This window comes from Umezakia ovalisporum Ak1311 (assembly GCF_029891685.1).
Classification (GTDB): Bacteria; Cyanobacteriota; Cyanobacteriia; order Cyanobacteriales; family Nostocaceae; genus Umezakia; species Umezakia ovalisporum.
The window spans coordinates 1-19,837 of record NZ_JANQDJ010000071.1 but is presented as its reverse complement, the minus strand read 5'-3'; the positions used below and the strand labels follow the sequence as shown (position 1 = coordinate 19,837).

The 19,837-nt window shown below is 39.5% G+C and carries 16 protein-coding genes and 1 pseudogene; 7 read left to right on the top strand and 10 right to left on the bottom strand.

Going from position 1 to position 19,837, the window contains the following annotated elements; all coding sequences use genetic code 11:
* The first annotated feature begins 26 nt into the window (after nt 1-26).
* The gene (locus NWP25_RS14065) at nt 27-1,625 is read left to right on the top strand and encodes a hypothetical protein (RefSeq protein WP_280650603.1); all 1,599 of its coding nucleotides are present in this window, start codon (nt 27-29) and stop codon (nt 1,623-1,625) included.
* Here NWP25_RS14065 and NWP25_RS14060 read toward each other — a convergent pair.
* Both NWP25_RS14060 and NWP25_RS14055 read right to left on the bottom strand, forming a co-directional pair.
* Complete coding sequence (locus tag NWP25_RS14060) at nt 1,615-2,907, bottom strand: recombinase family protein (RefSeq protein ID WP_280650602.1); 1,293 nt, start codon at nt 2,905-2,907, stop codon at nt 1,615-1,617. The two genes, NWP25_RS14065 and NWP25_RS14060, sit on opposite strands and share 11 nt — an antisense overlap.
* A 16-nt stretch (nt 2,908-2,923) precedes the next feature.
* A complete protein-coding gene (locus NWP25_RS14055) occupies nt 2,924-3,283 on the bottom strand; it encodes a VOC family protein (protein ID WP_280699621.1) in 360 nt (119 codons plus the stop codon).
* A 430-nt stretch (nt 3,284-3,713) separates the two neighbouring features.
* Here NWP25_RS14055 and NWP25_RS14050 point away from each other — a divergent pair, with 430 nt between their 5' ends.
* From NWP25_RS14050 to NWP25_RS14040, 3 genes are all read left to right on the top strand, one after another.
* Nucleotides 3,714-4,199: a DUF4383 domain-containing protein gene (locus tag NWP25_RS14050; protein WP_374915148.1), complete on the top strand. Its 486-nt coding sequence runs from the start codon at nt 3,714-3,716 to the stop codon at nt 4,197-4,199.
* Nucleotides 4,200-4,484: 285 nt separating this feature from the next.
* Nucleotides 4,485-5,195: a rhomboid family intramembrane serine protease gene (locus NWP25_RS14045; RefSeq protein ID WP_280650015.1), complete on the top strand. Its 711-nt coding sequence runs from the start codon at nt 4,485-4,487 to the stop codon at nt 5,193-5,195.
* A gap of 201 nt (nt 5,196-5,396) precedes the next feature.
* Nucleotides 5,397-6,071: a rhomboid family intramembrane serine protease gene (locus NWP25_RS14040; protein ID WP_280699619.1), complete on the top strand. Its 675-nt coding sequence runs from the start codon at nt 5,397-5,399 to the stop codon at nt 6,069-6,071.
* Nucleotides 6,072-6,166: 95 nt separating this feature from the next.
* Here NWP25_RS14040 and NWP25_RS14035 read toward each other — a convergent pair whose 3' ends face one another.
* The 5 genes from NWP25_RS14035 to NWP25_RS14015 all read right to left on the bottom strand — a co-directional run bounded on the left by NWP25_RS14035 (nt 6,167) and on the right by NWP25_RS14015 (nt 13,053).
* A complete protein-coding gene (locus NWP25_RS14035) occupies nt 6,167-8,326 on the bottom strand; it encodes a GumC family protein (protein ID WP_280657680.1) in 2,160 nt (719 codons plus the stop codon).
* A 238-nt stretch (nt 8,327-8,564) separates the two neighbouring features.
* A complete protein-coding gene (locus NWP25_RS14030; protein ID WP_280657679.1) occupies nt 8,565-9,950 on the bottom strand; it encodes a polysaccharide biosynthesis/export family protein in 1,386 nt (461 codons plus the stop codon).
* Nucleotides 9,951-10,104: 154 nt separating this feature from the next.
* Complete coding sequence (locus NWP25_RS14025) at nt 10,105-10,827, bottom strand: cyanoexosortase B system-associated protein (protein WP_280650019.1); 723 nt, start codon at nt 10,825-10,827, stop codon at nt 10,105-10,107.
* Nucleotides 10,828-10,883: 56 nt separating this feature from the next.
* Entirely contained in the window at nt 10,884-11,786 is a 903-nt protein-coding gene (gene crtB / locus NWP25_RS14020; protein WP_280699618.1) for a cyanoexosortase B, read from the bottom strand.
* A gap of 109 nt (nt 11,787-11,895) precedes the next feature.
* Nucleotides 11,896-13,053: a DegT/DnrJ/EryC1/StrS family aminotransferase gene (locus NWP25_RS14015; protein WP_374912272.1), complete on the bottom strand. Its 1,158-nt coding sequence runs from the start codon at nt 13,051-13,053 to the stop codon at nt 11,896-11,898.
* Between the two features lie 750 nt (nt 13,054-13,803).
* Here NWP25_RS14015 and NWP25_RS14010 point away from each other — a divergent pair.
* Complete coding sequence (locus tag NWP25_RS14010; RefSeq protein ID WP_280699616.1) at nt 13,804-15,327, top strand: sensor histidine kinase; 1,524 nt, start codon at nt 13,804-13,806, stop codon at nt 15,325-15,327.
* A gap of 403 nt (nt 15,328-15,730) precedes the next feature.
* Nucleotides 15,731-17,158 (top strand): IctB family putative bicarbonate transporter, encoded by a 1,428-nt coding sequence (locus tag NWP25_RS14005; RefSeq protein ID WP_280650022.1) that lies wholly within the window; start codon nt 15,731-15,733, stop codon nt 17,156-17,158.
* A 169-nt stretch (nt 17,159-17,327) separates the two neighbouring features.
* On the opposite strand, the gene NWP25_RS14000 is transcribed toward NWP25_RS14005, so the two are convergent.
* Together NWP25_RS14000 and smpB are read right to left on the bottom strand one after the other, a co-directional pair.
* On the bottom strand, nt 17,328-17,603 hold the full coding sequence (locus tag NWP25_RS14000) for a WGxxGxxG family protein (protein ID WP_280650023.1): 276 nt from the start codon (nt 17,601-17,603) through the stop codon (nt 17,328-17,330).
* Nucleotides 17,604-17,903: 300 nt separating this feature from the next.
* Complete coding sequence (gene smpB / locus NWP25_RS13995) at nt 17,904-18,371, bottom strand: SsrA-binding protein SmpB (RefSeq protein WP_280650024.1); 468 nt, start codon at nt 18,369-18,371, stop codon at nt 17,904-17,906.
* A 448-nt stretch (nt 18,372-18,819) separates the two neighbouring features.
* Here smpB and NWP25_RS13990 point away from each other — a divergent pair, with 448 nt between their 5' ends.
* On the top strand, nt 18,820-19,503 hold the full coding sequence (locus NWP25_RS13990; protein WP_280650025.1) for a response regulator transcription factor: 684 nt from the start codon (nt 18,820-18,822) through the stop codon (nt 19,501-19,503).
* A gap of 3 nt (nt 19,504-19,506) precedes the next feature.
* On the opposite strand, the pseudogene NWP25_RS13985 reads toward NWP25_RS13990, so the two are convergent.
* Nucleotides 19,507-19,701: pseudogene (locus NWP25_RS13985) on the bottom strand (arsenate reductase/protein-tyrosine-phosphatase family protein); the annotation flags it as partial.
* Nucleotides 19,702-19,837: the final 136 nt, after the last annotated feature.

The following is a 19,837-nucleotide window of genomic DNA, read 5'->3' as shown; positions in this document are numbered from 1 at the left end:
CTACATACCTGTTGAGGAACCTGTCAATGAGTTTACCTTTTATTTTAGATATAACAATTGGTTTAATTTTTATCTACTTAACTTTGAGCTTGTTAGCTTCTGAAATTCAGGAAATGATTAATACAGTTTTACAATGGCGTGCAGTACACCTAAAAAAGTCCATTGAAATTCTTGTAGCAGGTGATGCCGAAAATTCAGATAGTGATACTGTGATCAGCTTTGTCAATCAATTGTACAACCATCCGTTGATTAAAAGTGTCAACCAAGAATCAAAAGGCTTTTTAACAAATTTACCTCGCCAGTTTGTTTGGTTCTTATCATCTCTTCCCGTTAAATTTTTTCCATATCGAGAAAAAAGAACTAAAAGTTTTTTTGGATATACACAATACGAAAAAGAGAATAGCAAAGATGATAGCAAGTCACAAATTGTCAAACACAGTGCGCCATCTTATATTCCTGCGGAGAGTTTTGCCATAACTCTCATGGAAACATTAGGCATACCAGCACTTATTCAAAAATTAACTGAATCAAGACTGATAAATTTTAAAGATGAACAGTTACACGAAATACAAAATATTTTGTTAAACTTTCATAACCAAGTAAATAATATAGATGATCATATCAGCAGATTTTCAGTTAGCATCTACCAGGAATTTACAGAAATAATTGAGAAAAACTTTGCAAAAATTACCGATGATTTCCAAAAAAATAAAACTGACTTGGTTACTAGCATGAATCGGATGGCACAAACTTTAGATAGATACATAGCAATTTTTCAAGAAGATATGCCAGAAGATTTTTTTGCTGGTAAAGCTTTACGAAAGTTGATATTTCTTAGAAAAGATATATTTAATAATATTGAACAAACTATTTTGCTCAGAGGTTTAAAACCTAATATTAATGAAGTTATTCACTTAATTAATATCGGTAGTGATATTCACCAACAATTACTCAATGAATTTCAAGATAAAAATAGTGAAGCCTATAAAACATTTGAATATTTCAGTGAAAACCTGCAAGTATTCACAAAAAAACTGCCCCCATTCGTAGTAAGCAACATGACTGCATTAGCAAAGCGTGCCCAAAAAAATGCTAAAACTACAGAAGAAGGAATTTATATATTACAACAAGAGATAGAGCAGACTTTTGATAAATCAATGGAACGAGCTACTGGCGTTTACAGACGAAATGCCAAAGGAGTAGCACTTTTAATTGGCTTTAGCATTGCCATAACTGCTAATGCTGATGCATTTCATATTGTCAGTAGACTATCAAAAGATTCCTATATCAGGATTGCCATTGTTAATCATGCTGGGCAAATCTTGCAAAACGATAATATTGATACATCAGACAAATTAGACATTATTAAAAAACAAACTGAAAGTGTTTTAGCAGAAATAGTCTTACCAATTGGTTGGAATGCTATTAACTTAGAACAGCAGATTGATTGGCATCCCAGTAAAAAGTATCATTTTTCTATCTGGAAATTGTTGACTATGATTTTCGGCTGGTTTCTCAGTGGTATTGCCATTTCCATGGGTGCGCCCTTTTGGTTTGATTTATTGGGTAAATTTGTGAGTGTACGTAATGCAGGGAAACCACCTATATCTTATACTAAAAAATAAAAATTACGCGCAATTCCCAGTTCTTGTCCTGACGAATAATCTCAATTTGCCTAATAAATTCTCGAAAATAAAACCTTCTTTCTGCTTCTGATAAGTCAAACCAAAATTGTGGAATTGAAACCGCTTCAGCTAGAGAACGCAAGTTGACAGGGGGAAGTGTTGCTAGTTTTGCTTGGAGGTGAGAAATTTCTGTCCGGAGTTTGTAAGCCCTTAACTTAGCGGTTTCATCATCCAAAATACCGGTTTCGACTAAAGCTGGTAACTGCTGAAGTATTTGTTGCTGACGAGCGATCGCTTGCCCTAAACTGTTCTTAATTGTATCCGACTCGGGAAAATCCATCTCTGACACAGCTAAGGGTAAGTCGCGGCAAATAATTTTAACTGTATTTTCTAATACCTCTTGATAAGGAATAGCCCGACACTTGGGACGTTGAGTGCAGCTAATAGGACGTAGATAAAGATACTCTTTATCTTGGTAACGCTGGGTGACACGGGTAACTGTTGTGTGTGACTGACATTGAGCACAAACAACCAACCCAGCTAAAGAACGGGGTGCGCTAGCAGTTCGAGATGGTAAACGACTGTTGCTGCGTAAAATTCGGTCAATTTGAGCTGCTTCTTCTCGAGAAATGAGCGAGATATGGGTGTCAGAAATAATTTCATTATTCTGATAAGCCGTATCACCCCGATACACGGGGTTAGTTAGCCAACGTCGTCCTGTGGTGACAGAAATTTTTTTACCATATTTTTTTGCCAAGTAACGCACTGATCCTCGCAGAGAACCATAAAGTAGGAAGTGCTCAAAAAAATCTTTGACTATGGTCGAAGTACTGCGGTCAATGGTATATTTTTCTTTACTGCGACGATAGCCATAGGGGGGTTTACCTGGAGGAGGTGAGGCTTGAAGACGATTGTGGGCGTGTGCTTGGCGAATGCGGCGGCTATGCTGTTGACGTTGAATTTCCTGTAGTAATTTCCACAAATCAGAGCCCATATCAGAATTTTCTGAAGTGTAGGGCTGTTCAGTAGCAATGATTGTTATTCCCATTGCTTCGAGTTGGTGCAAGCTCTCGCTCACTTCCTCCCAAGTGTCTCCTAACTCTTCTAAACGATGGATAAGCAGATAATTTGCTGGTGCAGTTTTACAGTCTGAGATTAACTTTTGTAACTGTGTTCTGTTACCCAAATCTTGATAGACTCGATCCACTTCCCATCCCCAATCATTAATGTCAGCAGAAGGTTCTAGTAGGGGATTACTGTAAGAGTAAGCAATAATTTTCAATGCTCCACTCCCCATATTACTGCTGACTAAGTTCGATAATATTCCCGTCCGGATCTTGAGTAAAAAGGGCAACGCGACCGGAAGCACTAACTTGAACGGGATAATTTTGACTGAGTAACTGTTGTTTAGCAATATCTAAATCAGCAACAGAAAAAGCGATGTGAGGATTGCGTCCCCATTTTTCATGAGGGTTACCTGTAGGGGCGGCAGTTGCAACTATCAAGTGAATTTGATAACTGCCTACTTGATACCATGCACCAGGATACTTCAAGGAACGGTCTGTTTTAGACAATCCCAACACTTTGCTATAAAAATTTTCGGATTTTTCTAAATCAGTAACGAGAATTGCCGTATGGAGAGACTGAATAATCTGCATTGTTCATCTTTTAACTAAGTTAATTTAAATTAAACATAAAATGGTCATGAATTTCTTTTTTTATTACCTTTTTTCTTGTTTTTCTTCAGGTGTTTTGGGGTTTATTATGGAGTATCCTACCCCAAACACTATACAGAATTGGTATCAGGACATCTATAGTCAACCTGTAAAACATTGGGTACCTGAGCATTGCATTTACTTTATCATATTTCCAAAGTTTGAAAGAATTGCGTGCAAGTTAGCCATTTTCAAGTTTTAATCCTGCCTTGGGATAGAGTTATATCGATGAAATTTGAGTTGAATAGAAAGTGTTATGTCTTGCGAACCAACTTATTAGAGATAGCTGTTGTTATTTGTTTAATAAATTAGTTGCAGCGACATTTCTGCTAGCAGCTAGTATTTGCAGGAAAATTCACACACTAGAGGTAAAATGAATATACAAAACTTCAACATGGCAAGAATGACCGAGCGTTATTGCGCTTTGAGCATCGGCATTATTTATTTGGTATTAGGTCTGGCCGGATTTGTACCAGCTTTCGTTTCATTGTCAGGAACAAGCGCACCTTATATCCCTGCTGATGTAGCTCCTAACGCTTATGCTGCGGGATTTGGCTTCATATTTGGGGTAGTTCCCACTAATTTATTGCATAACCTTGTACGTTGCAGTGTAGGATTTTGGGGAATAGCTTCTTACAACAATCCTAACAGCGCTCGCATATTCAATCGTATTTTTGCAGTTGTTTATGCCATACTAGCGATTATGGGATTTTTACCCTTTGCTAAATCATTTTTCGGATTTATGCCTTTGTTTGGTACCAATGTTTGGATTAATGCTCTAGCAGCAGTTTTTGCGGGTTATTACGGTATTCTCATGCCAGCAAAAATTATGGGTGTTAATGTATCCCAAAATATCTAATTAAAAACAAGTAAAACCGCAGGAAAATAAATTTATCATTAATCCTGTTCAATGCTCTAGAAGGTTTTTAGGGCTTCTGGAACGTTTTTATGGGCAATAATTTTGAAAATTTAAATGAGCAATTTATCTCTTGACAAGTCTGATGGCAAATGAATTGACATTCTTATGTTCGTTCCTTCTTCATAAATCCCGCACAAATACGGTTACGTTAAACTATAGATAGAAGAAAATACTGACAAAATTCAGTAATCTGAGGGTAGTGACTCAAATTTCAGGAAAATATCAGTGGTTCCTATTAAAGATAATAATCCTACACAAATTACGCCTTATGTGACTTATGGAATAATTGCAGCCAATGTTTTGGCTTTTATTTATGAAGCAAGTCTTCCTCCCGAAATATTAGACGAGTTTTTTCATCTTGCTGCTGTAATTCCCAAAGAACTGACTTTAAGTTTTTCTGGAATCTCTATCAATCAACCAGTACCAGAATGGGCAACTTTGATTACGGCACAATTTTTGCATGGGGGTTTGTTGCATCTAGGGGGAAATATGTTGTTTCTCTGGGTTTTTGGTAACAATGTGGAAGAAAAGTTAGGCCATGCTAAATATTTACTGTTTTATTTATCTTGCGGTGTCTTGGCATCGTTGGCACAATGGTTGTTTGCTCAAGATTCTACCATTCCTTCATTAGGGGCAAGTGGTGCCATCGCTGGGGTTATGGGAGCATATATTCTGCGGTTTCCTCAAGTCGAAATTATCGGTGTAGTACCTTTAGGATTTTTCTTTCCTTCTTTCCGCCTTCCCGCATATTTCTTTTTGGGATTTTGGTTTATCCAACAAGCTTTTTACGGAATAGCTGGTCTAGAAGCACCCAGAAATATCGCCATGGAAAAAGGAGGTATTGCCTATTGGGCCCATGCAGCAGGTTTTTTGTTTGGAGCAATTCTTGGCCCAATGCTGGGTTTATTTAGTGATAAATCTAGTCAAGAAACATGAACTCTATGTGGTATTGCCGAAATTTTAGGAAGTTTATGTAGTTATTTGACCAATCTTACCAGTAAAAATTTACTCCTAAAGAAGTTATAATATTTTTGTGTACTTAGTTAAATAAAATGTCGTGTATCTTTTAGTTTTTTGACATCGTTGACAGACAACACAGGCTATATTGCAATTAAGCCCTAATTAGGAAAAACACCTGTGTTTCCCCTCCATGATGAAAACCCAACGCGAGTCACCCCGTATTTAACTTACGGGTTGATTGGTTTAAATATTGTCGTCTTTGTTCATGAAGTGAGTCTATCCAGTGAACAAGTAGAGCAATTCTTCCGTATGTATGCCCTTATACCAACAGAGTTAACCAATGGCTTTGCCTCAGAGTGGACAACTTTATTTACGTCACAATTCTTACACGGTGGTTGGTGGCATCTGATCTCAAATATGGTATTTCTCTGGGTCTTTGGCAACAATATTGAAGACCGTATGGGTCATTTGAAGTATTTGATTTTTTATCTGGCTTGCGGTGCTTTGGCCGCCTTGTGTCAGTGGTTTATTAGCATGGATTCTGCCATACCTTCTTTAGGAGCTAGTGGTGCAATTGCTGGGGTTCTTGGTGCATATGTGATCCGTTTCCCCCAATCTAGAGTTTTAACCTTAGTCTTTTTGGGTTTTTTAGTCACCACAATCAGAATTCCAGCAATTATTCTCATAGGGATTTTTGTGGTTCAGAATGTAATATCGGGTCTTGCCAGTCTGCAAGCTGCTGCTAATATGACTGTGGAAACAGGCGGAGTTGCTTACTGGGCCCACATAGGCGGGTTTGTTTTTGGGATGATTCTTTCTCCATTATTCGGGTTGTTTCGCCCAGACTATTAGCAGTAAGTACGGAAGCAGCAAGGGACGGGGGAAGGGAGGAATTGAACTTAAGCAAGGTTTATCTGCCCCTGTTTTTTGCTCCTTTTCTGACCGCTTTAATTTTTGTTACCATTGGCTGAAGCTTCTGAAAAAATTTTCCCTTCTTCCTTGTGTGACAATGACTGAGGCTGGGTAACAATAATATCTGCACCGTTAACAATAACTCCCAACAAACCTAATTCACATTCAACTAATTGATCAATAGCTTCTGCTAACACACTCTCTTGTGTCACGTTGGGACGGGCTACTAATACTATGCCATCGCTATAGGGTTGGATTAACAGCGGGTCATTAGATAAACTGAGACAACTAGTATCTAATATTACTAAGTCAAAACGTTCCCGGACATCTTCCATGAGCCGTCTTATTTCGCTTGATTCAAGAATAGCAGCAGATTGGCGTAGTGAACCAGGACTAGGAATTATGTATAAATTTTCTACATCAGGAACTAAGCGGACACATTCGTTCAACCTGGCATAATAGCGCAGGGGTGCAACGTTGGCATCGGGATCGGGGGTAACCTTCAGGGATGAAGCATAAGAAGGCGATCGCAAATCGGTTTCAATAATCAAGGTTCTTTTACCGGCAAGGGCTGACGCTATACCCAAGTTATAAGCACTCACAGTCTTACCTTCTTGGGGACTAGTGCTGGTAATCAATACCACTTTGAAATTTCTACCTCCTATGCGGCGCAAATTGCTGCGAAACTTTTCATAAAACTCCAAATAAGGAGAATCAGGGGAAAGTATGACAGGTAAGGTTTCGCCATCCAAATCATCCACAGGCATTAAAGGTAACTCTCCCAGTTGGGGAACTTCCCGTTGTTTGAGGCTGTCGCGGATATCCTCCTTGGTTTTGAAAGTACCTTCTAAAGAACCCAAAAAAAATATGACCCCACCACCAACTAGCAAGCCCAAGAAACCGCCAACACCCAAAGTCAGAGGGACGCTTTGGGGTTCACTGACATCGGTGGCAACTTTAGGTATTCTGGCAACGGTTAAGCTACTAACTGTTTCTGCTTCTGCGGCTTTAGAGTCTGTAAGCTTTGCTTGCATTTGGTCATAAATCGCTTTTTTCAGTGCTAGTTCCTGTTCTAAACGTGATCGCTCCAATTGCTTGTTGGGTATTTGAGAATATTCTTGCCGTAATCTTTTTTCTTCTTTAATTTGTTGAGCTAATTGTTGTTGGAGTGTTTCTCGTTGGGTTTCCAAAGCCACCATCTGATTTGCTAGTTGTTGTCGAGCCGGATCTAAATTGCTTTGGGCACGGATAAGTGAAACACTTCCAGGCAAAGGGGCTACAGTACCGTTACCTCCTACCACCTCAGCAGCACGTTGCTGGAGCAATTCTTCAATAGACTGTTTCTGACGCGCTAACTGAATCATTGTTGGGTTTTCAGGTCGTAAATCTTTACTAAGTAAGGTTATTTGAGATTCTACTTGATACATTTGCGATCGCAAGTCTAAAAGAATCGGATCAGCACTCAAAGCAGAAGAAACATAGGCTTGTCCGACATTTAAACCCAACTTTTCTTGCAAACTGCGAATTTGTCCATCAATCCCCGCAATAGTGAGTTTAATTAAACGTTGCTGATTTTGGCTATTAGTTACTGCATTCAACAAACTACCATTTTCAGCTGCTAATATTGCCGGACGTTCTCGGCGATCATACTGTTCCAACTTTTGTTCTGCTGCTTGGAGTTCTGATTTTGCCTGGGGTATGCGCTCATTAATTTTTTCCATAATTGCTTTTAATCGCCCGGTATTAATATCACCACTGAGCTTAATCATGGCTTGCATTAATTCCTGCAATATCTGCTGGGCTCGCTTGGGGTTACTATCTTGATATTTCAACTCAATGATTGAGGATAGCAGTTTTCCTGTCTCGTTTCTCTGTGGTAGACGTAGCGCCACATTTGCACCGATAGTTTTTGGTTTTACATTGACTTTTGCTGCTACCGGTTCAATAATCTGATCTGACAACAAAACTTCCTGAGTCAGTTCTTGCCCTTGTTGCTGAATTTCACTACCAGTTGCTGAAAACGAAACTGGTGGACGAGTGTAACTAAGTGCGGCATCTGCTACATAGGTGGGTGGTGCTTCTGGCTGTATCACCATTATTGTTGACCCTGCAACTACTAAAGCAAAACTGCCCAATCCAATCCATTTATATTTCTCAAAAGCAACTAGATATCGCTTAACAATTGGTGGAGTCATAATAAATAATTCAAAATTCAAAATTCAAAATATAAGGCTTTAGCATAGGGGGATTTTAACCTCAAATAAAACCCAAGCTAGGCATAAAATACCTTGTTAGCTATTTCCTAGGGTAGGGTTATGAGACCCTTTCCTTATTGATAAATTAGATAATTGTTCCATCATAGAGCTTGGTAGAAATTAACGACCCATTACCCATCCATAAGAACCTTGCTATTGCCTGATTATGAATTACAAATTACCTACGACCACCAAAGTTTTCAAAAAAATTGAGGAAACTCTGCACATTGAAAAAGGGCTGTGTAATGGTGGTGAGAAGATGAGAAATTCTCCCAACTAAATTCCGTCCCACAACTATTACATCATTATCTTGAAGTGGTACGTTTTGAGATGCATCCCCAGCCAAAGCCCTTCTTGCATCCAATCTCTGGGTAACAGCTCTACCTTGTTCAGGATCGAAGCGAACTAGGGCAATGTCCCGGAGATTAGCTCTATCCAGATTGATTCCACCTAAAATATCTATAAAATTACTGCCATTAGGTAGTGCTTGCGTCACCATTCCTGACGTAGTGTAATTCAAAACCCGGACACGAATTTGTGGTACAGCCAGGGATGAACGAGCCACTAAGTTACGGTCGTAACCGTCATCACCACCGACTTCTTGCCGTGGGACAACAATCGCATCACCATCTTGTAAGCGTAAACTCGGTATTGAGCCGTTATTCTGTAACACTGCGTATAAGTCAACAGTTTGTGAAATCACAGAACCATCAATCAACCTGCGACGAACTTTGACTTGGCGCAGGTCTGCGGTCATTGTAGAACCACCAGCTATGAACAAAGCATCAGCAACACGGGCTATTGGGGAAGTAAGAGGATAAATTCCCGGTCGAAAAACTTCACCGCTAATGCTGACCTGAACTGGTCGTGGTGTTGCTAGTGATACTACCAAATTCGGTTCAACTAAAACACGACTTAAACTCAAGCGAATTTTTTCTTGTGCTTCGTTTAAACTCAAGCCTTTTATAGAAACTGTTCCCACTTGCGGAACAAGTATATTGCCTTCTGGATCAATTTGGGTTTGAAAACTCGAATCTGGACGCAGGCCTGTTAAAGATAAAACTATTACAGGATTAATGACAAAACGATCCAGTAACACCCGAATTTTTTCTTGTGCTTCCTCTAAGGTTAAATTGTCTAGCGACACCGTGCCGAGCAATGGCACGATAATGTTACCTTCTGGATTGATGAATGATTGAAAACTCAAATCAGGGAAACGCTCAACCGCAACCCTAATCGTGTCTCCCGGTCCTAAGCGATAACGGCCAGAGGAGGGCTGAAATGTAACACTAATTACATCTCCTGGCCCCAAAAGATAGCGGTCGAGTTGAGGAAAAACCTGTTCATTCAAGTCCTCAACCCCTGCTGGCGGTGTTGGACTAAGGTCTCCGTCAGGAGAAGGTGGTTGTACTTCAACAGCACCAGAGGGGAGGGTGGGTAATAATTGCCCTGTCAATTTTTCACCAGACGATAAAGGTCTAGCAATAACTGGTTGGAGAGCAGTTGTTAATAAAATACTTACTTGAAAACTAACAAAATATAGGCCGCTGAGTGATGCACGCATATCAAAAATGAAATTATAGTCAAACTCAGATCAAAGTAACTTTCACCGATTGATGATTTTAGTCTGAAGATATTTTAAATTCTTGACCATCTAATGCTGTTGATAACTTTGTACCTTATTGTTTCTGCACAAATAAATGCACTCGTGAATTGTTTTAGAAAAAATTGGCCATCAATGTAGTTTGTACTGTTTGACCGATAGACTGAGCTAACGCCCAAGTAGAAACTACTTGGCCTAAAGGTTCCATGGGAATCATTATGCTTACACTAACCCAAGGAATGCGTTTTTGATGCCATTGTGCCAATTGATCTGCCAGAAACCAGCGCCAAGGTAACGGATGTCCACCATTTGGCGTTGCATACCATTGCAAGACAGCGAAGGTTTCATGCTGGGTGGAGACGCGAAAGAACCTTGCTTCTACCTTAGTTTCAGTATTTGCTCCGGATTTTGGGTGTCGTTTGAGAGTAAATTCCGCAGAGCGAAATTGAGCTATATCCCATCGTTGCCAACGAGATTTTCCCCAGCTATTAATGTCAGTCCACTCTACCTCCGGTTGATCCATTGGACTATTTTGTGGATGCAAAAGTAATATTGCCTGATTTTGAGTGCTTTTTTGGTTGAGAATCTGTAATGACCATCTACTGGTACCTAGGACTTGTTCGATTTGTTCAACTGTTTGCCAATCAGGAAGGGTTATCCCGGTTTTACGTATCTCTCTCAATTCTCTCAGATTGGGAACATCTGGTGGTTGTTTCCATTGCCAACTTCCTGTAGTGTATCCGGAAATTCCATTAGTTGTTAATAGTATTAATAACAAACAAAGCACTGCTACATGAGTTAGTTGCTTTTCTGGAAAAAACTTAGATAAGGGTTTCATCAGTAAAAATTGCTTATGGAAGGGAATTTGGAACAAGTTTGAAGACAGAGAATTCACTATTCCGCATTGTTTTCAGCTTCTTGCTGAAGTTTTACATCTGTGGAGAAATAGTTATTCATCCAATTCAGCAAAGGTATTAATAACAGCAACATACAAGCAGAGTAAAGGTCTCCCCCCCAACTGTCATGTAGCCATTGAAAAGCTGCCTCCCGACCTGTACCGTGAAAGAAGCTGAGTAAAGTGTTACGAATAATATTGGCAATAATGCTAATGACAATGGCACAAGATAAAAACCAACTGCTAGTGCGCCGTGAAGATAATATACCTGTCCAATAAAGCAGCATCAAGCTGACATAGACAGTAGTAAACAACATTTTTAGACCAGCACAATAAGGGGCAACTTCGACAATTCGTCCATTCACGTATACATTGATTTCATCAACAATTACTTCCATGCCCAATTGATTTAGGATGAAGCCTGCTGTACCCGCGATAAAACTTTGCAATGGCAAGGTATAGGGAACCAGAAGGTAGGGTATTGCTGTTGGAGTTGCTAAAAATGTCAGCAGCAAAGCAAATGCTTGCAATCGAAAGCCTGGTATCCCCTTGAACCACAAGCACATTCCTGTCAATATTGTCGGTAGGGAGATATTAACCCATTCTGGAACACCGCTCAGATAAAATACTCCTCCTATGCAAAGCAAAACAGCACCTAAAGGATGAGCTGTATTTTGTAGTCGATGCCATTTTTTCCGGTTTAACCAAGTGAGGTAAGCAGCAAATGGAAGACCAATAATACCGTGGCTAAAATATTCATGTTGGATACTAATGCTTTTGTTTAGCCAACCATCTACCCAGTGCAGCAAGATAGGAGCATAGAGTAGCATTAAAAAAGCGAAAATTGCCAAGTTGAACAATTGTTCTGTGTTCCTTTGATTGATCTGTTGCTGAAGTGGCATAATTTCCAACAATTTCAAGTTAACAATTCACAATCCACACACTTATTGTAGGAACTCAGACTGGTTATTTTACTATTGATGATTGAGGTACGAAATTAAAGACTATAAATTAAAAAAATAATAACTTTTGCGTTGCATCATTGAGAGCAGATCTAATAGCTGCTACAACTTCTTGGATTTGGTGACTATTTAAACCTGGGTACATGGGTAAGGACAATATTTGATTTGCGAGCTTTTCTGTTTGGGGAAAGTCTCCTATTTGATAACCTAAGTGGCTGAAGGCTGGTTGCAAATGGCAAGGAATTGGGTAGTGAATGCCGGTTTGAATTCCCATTGCTGTCAGTTTTTCTTGAATTTGCTGCCGTTTGAGGACACAAAGTTCATCAACTTTGATTACATAAAGGTGATAAACATGTCCAGTGCTGCTGTGGTTTTGCATGGAAAGAATCCCAGCGGATGCTAAGGGTGCTAGTTCAAGATCATATTGCTGGGCAATACTCAGGCGATCTCGATTCCACTGGGGCAGATGTGGTAGTTTTTCTAATAGGACTGCTGCTTGCAATGTATCCAAACGACTGTTAGTCCCTAATTCCACATGAAAATACTTTTGCGATGCACCATAATTTCGCAAGTGCTTCATTTTTTGAGCTACATCTGAATCTCGGGTTAGCAGCATCCCTCCATCGCCAAATGCTCCCAAATTTTTGCTGGGATAGAAACTAAAAGCCCCGGCTGTCCCTACAGAACCAGCCCGATATCCTTCTCTTTCGGCTAAATGTGCCTGGGCTGCATCTTCAAAAATTAGCAGTTTATAAGTATCAGCTAAGTCTAATAGTTGTTGCGGTGACACCATCTGGCCATAAAGATGTACGGGAATAATGGCCTTGGTCTGTGGCGTAATTGCTTTTGCTGCTGCTTCTAAATCGATTAAAGCTGTTTGTGGATCACAATCTACGAGAACAGGCATTGCCCCGGCACGTAAAACTCCAATCAAAGTTGCTACAAAGGTATTAGCAGGTAAAATTACTTGGTCAGCAGCACCAATATTACACGCTTGTAAACCAAGGGCGATGGCATCTGTTCCTGATGCAGCACCTACACCATATTCTGTCCCAGATGCTGCTGCAAAAGCTGCTTCAAAATCTATCAATGGTTTCCCTAAAATAAAATCTCCTTTTGCCAATACAGCCTGTATTGCCTGTTGTAATTGATATTGAATTGGTTCGTGTTGTAGATTTAAGTCTACAAAAGGAATTTTAGAACTCATATTCATCTTTGCTATCCTGAGAAATAAATATCAAATTTTTGCCTATTAATACAACTATTAACTTATGAAGTAATAGTAAAGAGTGAATAAAGTATTCCTTTAAAAAATCTAGTTACTTAAAATAATGTTTATTTATATGCATCAAATATTATGTATAAAAAGAATTAATTTTATAGTTTTTTAAGTAAACATATTTAAAACAATAAGTTTTTGGATAAACTTGTAAATAGATATTTGTAATTTTTATACAAAAACATTAATTGTAAGAGCTATTAAAGATATGCTGATCTAGGTTAATTCATGAAGATACTAATTTTGCTTTTTTCTCAAAAATATTTGTATCCTTTGGGTTTTATGAAACAAAATTATGTAGAAAAAGGCAAAAATATGGGTATAACTGGCCATTTTGTTCACAAAAATCTATCCTTAAGTAGAAAAAAACATAAATACTTCCCGACATAACCGCTAAAATTTTCAGGAGGTTCCAGATCAAAATCAGATGACCTTTTCATTTGATTTTCGCTTTGATATTATATTAGCTTTATCCAATATGAAACTAACGCTTTGTGCCATCAAAACTACAAATAAAGCAGATTATAGTATTTTGCTTACGGATGGCTGATCAAATTTACAATCTGATTTTGTTGATTAACACCAAAATTGGGGAATGCTTAAAAGTAGAGAATCATAACCCAAACCTAGGGGTTATATAAATTACAAGGGGGAGAAAGTATCAAGGTAGCAGTGGCAATGGTAGAGCCTGAAAAGAAATTGTTTGGCTTCAAGGATGGTTGGTTTTCTCCAAGAGCGACAGAGGAACGACGCCTAGAAGCATTGTCTGAATTAGGTTTGCTTCAACCGGAAACGATTCCTGTCTTTGAAGAAGCCACTCAAACTGCTGCCCACTTTTTAGAAGCACCAATTTCCATATTGGGATTTATGGACCAAGAACGTTATTGGTTCAAGTCAGCCGTAGGTTTATCTAGGCTAGGGCTAATGAATCATCTTGCACAAAACCGTCAGTTGTTACGTGAGGAATCTTTTTGCACCCAAGTGGTAGAAAGCCTTCAAATATATGTGATTAATGATACTCAAAATGTCACCGACTCATTACTTAAGAATAGTAAATTGGTGAAAGATTTTGGTATCCGTGCTTACTTAGGAGTGCCGCTCATTGATGCTTCTGGGAATTGTTTGGGCGCATTGGCAATTATGGATTTAGTGCCACGTAAGTTTACAACTCGCGATATTGAATTTTTACAAATAATAGCTCGTTGGTGTATGAGTGAATTTGAGCGTAACCTAATGTTGCTGGACAAAAAGCCACAAAGAATTAATTCACAAAACGCTCTTAGGACATCACTGAATAATCAAAGCACAACTACCATTGTTACGGACACCCTAGTCAGTTTACAAAAAGAATCTGATTGCATTCATGAACTGAAAGTCCAACTTTTGGGACGGATAACTCAAGAACTACGTACACCCTTAACATCTGTACTAGGCATGGCTGGGGTTTTAGGACGTGAGATTTATGGGCCTTTGACAATGAAACAGAGAGAATATGTAGACATCATTGAACATAGTGGTAGGTACTTACTGTCCTTGGTCAACGAAATTACGGAAATCGGAGGGTTGGATGAAAATACCTCTAGGCTGAATCTATCTCCCGTAAATATTGAAATGCTATGTCAACAAGCTATCAATTCTCTAAAAGAAGCCGCTAACCGCCGGGAGCAAAATATTCGCCTGTCTATAGAACCAGGATATAGTCGCATTTGGCTTTTGGATAAAGATAAAGTGCGGCAAATCTTGTATCACTTAATTTTCGGTGTGATTCAACTTTCTGCTACAGGTAGTATTGTCTGTCTTCATGTTTCTTACCAGGAAAGTACGCTGAATATTACTATTTCGGTTTTCCATCCCTGGTTGGAAGATGGGATAACTAACGTTGACTCCTATTTCTACCTTAATTCTTTCTCCGGTGTGGAACAAACAGCCGAAGGTGCAACCTACAACACTTATGAAGATGAGGAGAACTCAGGGATGTCAGTAGTATTGGAGAGAACACCAAACTTAACTGCTTCTTACTCAAATACATTGGTTATAAACTCTGATCAGGATTTACCTAAAAATTATAGTAACTTGACCCGTGAAAGCTTGGGTTTGTTGTTTGGTTCTCAACTGGCAGAACTTCACGGCGGAAAAATTTCGATTCAAGGTTCACCCGAATCAGGACACCGCTATGTACTGTCTTTGCCATTACAGCAATAAAAGTGGTTGGCTCACTGGCTTTTGGCTGTAAGATGAATGGGCAGCACTTAAAGGTGCAGTGTTCAATTTGTGCACTTAACTTAGACACTATTGTAGAATTAATTCGTACCGTGGGGCACATGGAATCTGAAGCTTGTGGACGGAACAATCTCTGTTTAGGTGAGGAAACTCATCTCAGTAGGTTGGCTTGATGAAGCAAGAATCCTACATGCTTGAGTCTGTGGGAGTGTCAAGAATGGCTACTGCTAGACAAGCAACAAGTGAATAATTGAACTTCCCAATGGCTGCAAAAAAAATTACTGAATGAAAAGTGCTGACTCGTGAAGTGCGGAATACGAGGTGGGCAAGGTTATGATCAATCCAAGTTACGTGCGGGTGTGCTCATTGATGAGAAAGTGGGTTTATGAATTTAGTCTGGCAACGATTTACTTTGTCTTGTTTACCACTCAAAGAATATTTAGCAACAAGCTACTTACACCGTTCTTTGGTGGGACTATTGCACTCCTGGCGGCAAAGTAGCATCTTGATGCAGTGGGGAGATGTAATAGCAGTTGCTTTAGTCAGCCTAGTTTACGCTTTTGCGCCTTTTGTATCGAGTAACTTAGTAGGACTATTGTTAGTAGCTTGTGTAGGATTTTGGTTTTTGTTGACTTTATCCGATGAGTCAGCGCGAGCAAATACAATGTCATTTACCCCTATTCACCTGCTGGTCTTACTCTACTGGGCTATTGCTGTAGTCTCTACAGCATTGTCACCGGTCAAACAGGCAGCATTTAAAGATTTGGTGGTGTTGACGCTTTATCTGTTGCTGTTTGCCCTTTGTGCTAGGGTTTTGAGATTCCCTCGGTTGCGGTCTTGGATAATTACTCTGTATTTACATGTATCTTTAATTGTTAGTATATACGGTTTGCGGCAATGGTTTTTTGGCGCTACAGCACTGGCAACTTGGGTAGACCCGCAATCTCCCCTTGCTAAGACCACCAGAGTCTATAGTTATTTGGGTAATCCCAATTTATTGGCTGGATATCTTGTACCAGCAGTAGTTTTTAGCTTAGTAGCAATTTTTGCCTGGCAAAGCTGGATTAAAAAGGCTTTAGGGTTAACTATGTTTATTGCTAACGGTGCTTGTTTGGTTCTGACTTTTAGTCGTGGCGGTTGGATTGGTCTAGTAGTGGGTGTATTGACTGCCATCACTTTGCTGGTCTATTGGTGGATTGTGCGAATGCCTGCTTTTTGGCGCACTTGGTCACTGCCAATTATTTTGGGAGGTATGATTGGTGTAGTATTGCTAGCAGTCATATTTGTCGAGCCAGTGCGCCTCAGAGTTTTGAGTATTTTTGCAGATCGCCAAGATAGCAGTAATAATTTTCGCAGAAATGTTTGGGATGCTGTCTTTGAAATGATACGCGATCGCCCTATTATTGGCATTGGACCTGGTCATAATTCTTTCAATCAAATTTATCCACTTTACCAACGTCCTCGTTATACGGCTTTAAGTGCTTATTCGGTTTTCTTGGAGGTGGCTGTAGAAACTGGTTTTGTTGGTTTAGGCTGTTTTCTTTGGCTGATAATTGTGACGTTTAATAATGCATTTTTACAAGTGCGACGACTGCGAGAATATAGAAGTCTAGAGGGATTTTGGTTAATTGGAGCATTTGCTACCTTGGCGGGGATGCTGGCTCACGGTACTGTAGACACTATTTGGTTTCGTCCTGAAGTCAATAGCCTTTGGTGGTTAATGGTAGCTTTAATTGCTAGCTACTGGAGACCCACAACTCAAAACTACACTCAAAATGTTAATTCTTCTGACGAAGAACTTACACGAAGCTAGACATTGTTACTGATGACAAAAATAGCACAATTCAGGAGCCAGAATCGACTATAGATTTGTGGCTCCTGAATAGAAAATCGACTGTTGTCGGTCATTCTGAATTTTGTTAACTTAGCGCAGCGGGGCTGATGGTAAATTTTGAGTTCTCTTCAAAATAAATTCTCAATAGTTAGTCTCTGTAAGTTGTACTTCCGGGGGTAGTTGGCTCGCGATAACGAGTAGGTTCCTCGCCACGCTTTCTACCAGCTAAACCTGCTAAACCAAATAGACCAATTAATCCTAACCAACCCCAATCAAAATCTCGGCGTTCGTAAACTGTAGTTCTTGGTATGGTGTCCACTCTGGGGTCAGTAACTTGGGCATTGACAGGTAGGGTTAAAGGCAACATTGCCATACTAACACTCAGAAAGCCAGCACCAACTGCTTTGGTCAAATTACGTGTCATGGTGAAAATCTCTCATCCCTTCCAACGTTACTCACCACTGTATCGACTCCCATAACTAGCTAAATCAATCTGGGGCTATAAACTAGCTGTTCTCTCAACTCACACTGAAGACATACAGTAGAATGCAGGCATGGGAAGTACAAATATAAGTGATAAAAATCCTGTGGAGCAGGTATAGTATGGTTAGGCTACCTAAGCTAACCACTACACTCAGTACAAGTCTTGTCCTCTACGGGTGTACATCACTGGAGACAATACACTCCACTGTGGTCAGGTGGTTAGGAAATATTGTCATCAAGCTTAATAATTTTTCATTGCCCGTTGCATATCACGTTGATCTTGCCGTTTTTTCAGGGATTCCCGTTTGTCATGTAGTTTTTTACCCTTACCAAGGGCTATGCTCACTTTCACCCATCCTCGTTTGAGGTACATCTTTAAAGGTACTAGTGTTAAACCCTGCTGCTCCACTTTGCCAATTAACTTGCGAATTTCTTGGCGATGTAGTAACAGTTTCCTTGTACGACGTGGTTCATGATTAAAATATTGACCACTGGCGTTGTAAGGAGAGATATGGACGTTGATCAGCCATACTTCGCCATTGCGAATCAAAGCATAACCATCTTGGAGATTAACTTTCCCGGCGCGAATCGATTTGACTTCTGTTCCTGTTAATTCAACTCCAGCTTCCAAGGTTTCTAGGATTTCATATAAATAACGGGCTTGACGGTTATCACTAATAACTTTGTAACTTTCGCTCTTGTCGCTCATTGAAAAAATTTTGCTTGCTTTAAATGTGCTGCCAAAGTATTTGGAATAGCTGTAAATTTAACATCAATATCAGCGTTATCCCATATTCTTTTAATTTAGCTTTTTTTTCAGTTATCAGCTTTCAGCTTCTCAGTGCAGAACTTAGAGAAACATTATCAACACTAAATATTAATTTACATTATAGTGAGTATTCTCCGTAAATCATAGCTTTATTGTTAAGACTTAAAAAGCTAGGTGTAGCTTTTCAAGATTAGAAATTGAATTGCGTTAGAATTTGTCAATACTTACTCAGGATTTAAGATTTTCTTCATAAATCCACCCTGAGACAGTCATTGGCTGGTAATCCTGTCATAGTATGAAATATGAGAACACTATTTTTGCTTGTGTTTACTGATTAGGTCCTATTAACTAAATTTCTGAGTCAAAAAATGCTAGGGGTGTATTGTTCATGCCCTTGACTATTCTTGTTGTAGATGACGATTTGGGCACTCGTCTGTCTATTAGTGACTATCTTGAACTGTGTGGCTACTCTGTGGTCACGGCGAATGACGGTCAAGAAGCTTTAGCAATGGTAGATAATTACCATCCTGATTTGATCGTTACTGATATTATTATGCCACGAATGAATGGATATGAACTGGTACGTCGGGTACGCCAACAACCAGCATTCCGGTTATTGCCTGTAATTTTATTGACAGCACGTACAAAAACCCAGGAAAGAATTCTAGGCTACCAGTCAGGGTGCGATTTGTACTTACCTAAGCCTTTTGAACTGGAAGAGTTAGCAGCAGCAATTCGTAATCTTCTGGAGCGATCACAAATTATTCAATCTGAGTACCGTTTTTCTCATCAAGAAAATTTGGGCAGTTTTTTACCTACAAAAGAGGTGGAAATCCAAAATTCTCTATCTATTCATATTCAGCGATCTCATCTATTAGCATCCTTGACCCCCAGAGAAAAGGAAGTCTTAGAACTATTGACTCATGGTTTTTCTAATGTTGATATGGGACATCAACTGCATTTAAGTCCGAGAACAGTAGAAAAGTATGTTAGCAGTTTATTAAGAAAAACTGCCACCAGCAACCGAGCGGAGCTGGTGCGTTTTGCCATTAAGCATGGGCTGGTGGAATAGCCTTTACATTTTTAGTTTCTGACTGGTAACGTATGCCAGTAGACCTTCACAAGCATCTACAAGTAAATCTATTACTTGATTAAAACCTTCCGCTCCCCCGTAGTAAGGGTCTGGAACTTCCTTGAGGTTGTGCCGAGAGCAAAATTTACACATTAAGTAAACTTTGTCATGATATTGCTGAGTCAGATCAAGAATTAAACTAAGCCAGTCAGTCACCCAACGGACTCGTCTTCAAAACCGTACGTGAGACTTTCGCCTCATACGGCTCCTCAATGACATGGTTCTTGTCATGAATACCCCTTAGACTACCAGCATTGGCAGTCTTTTCGCCGTG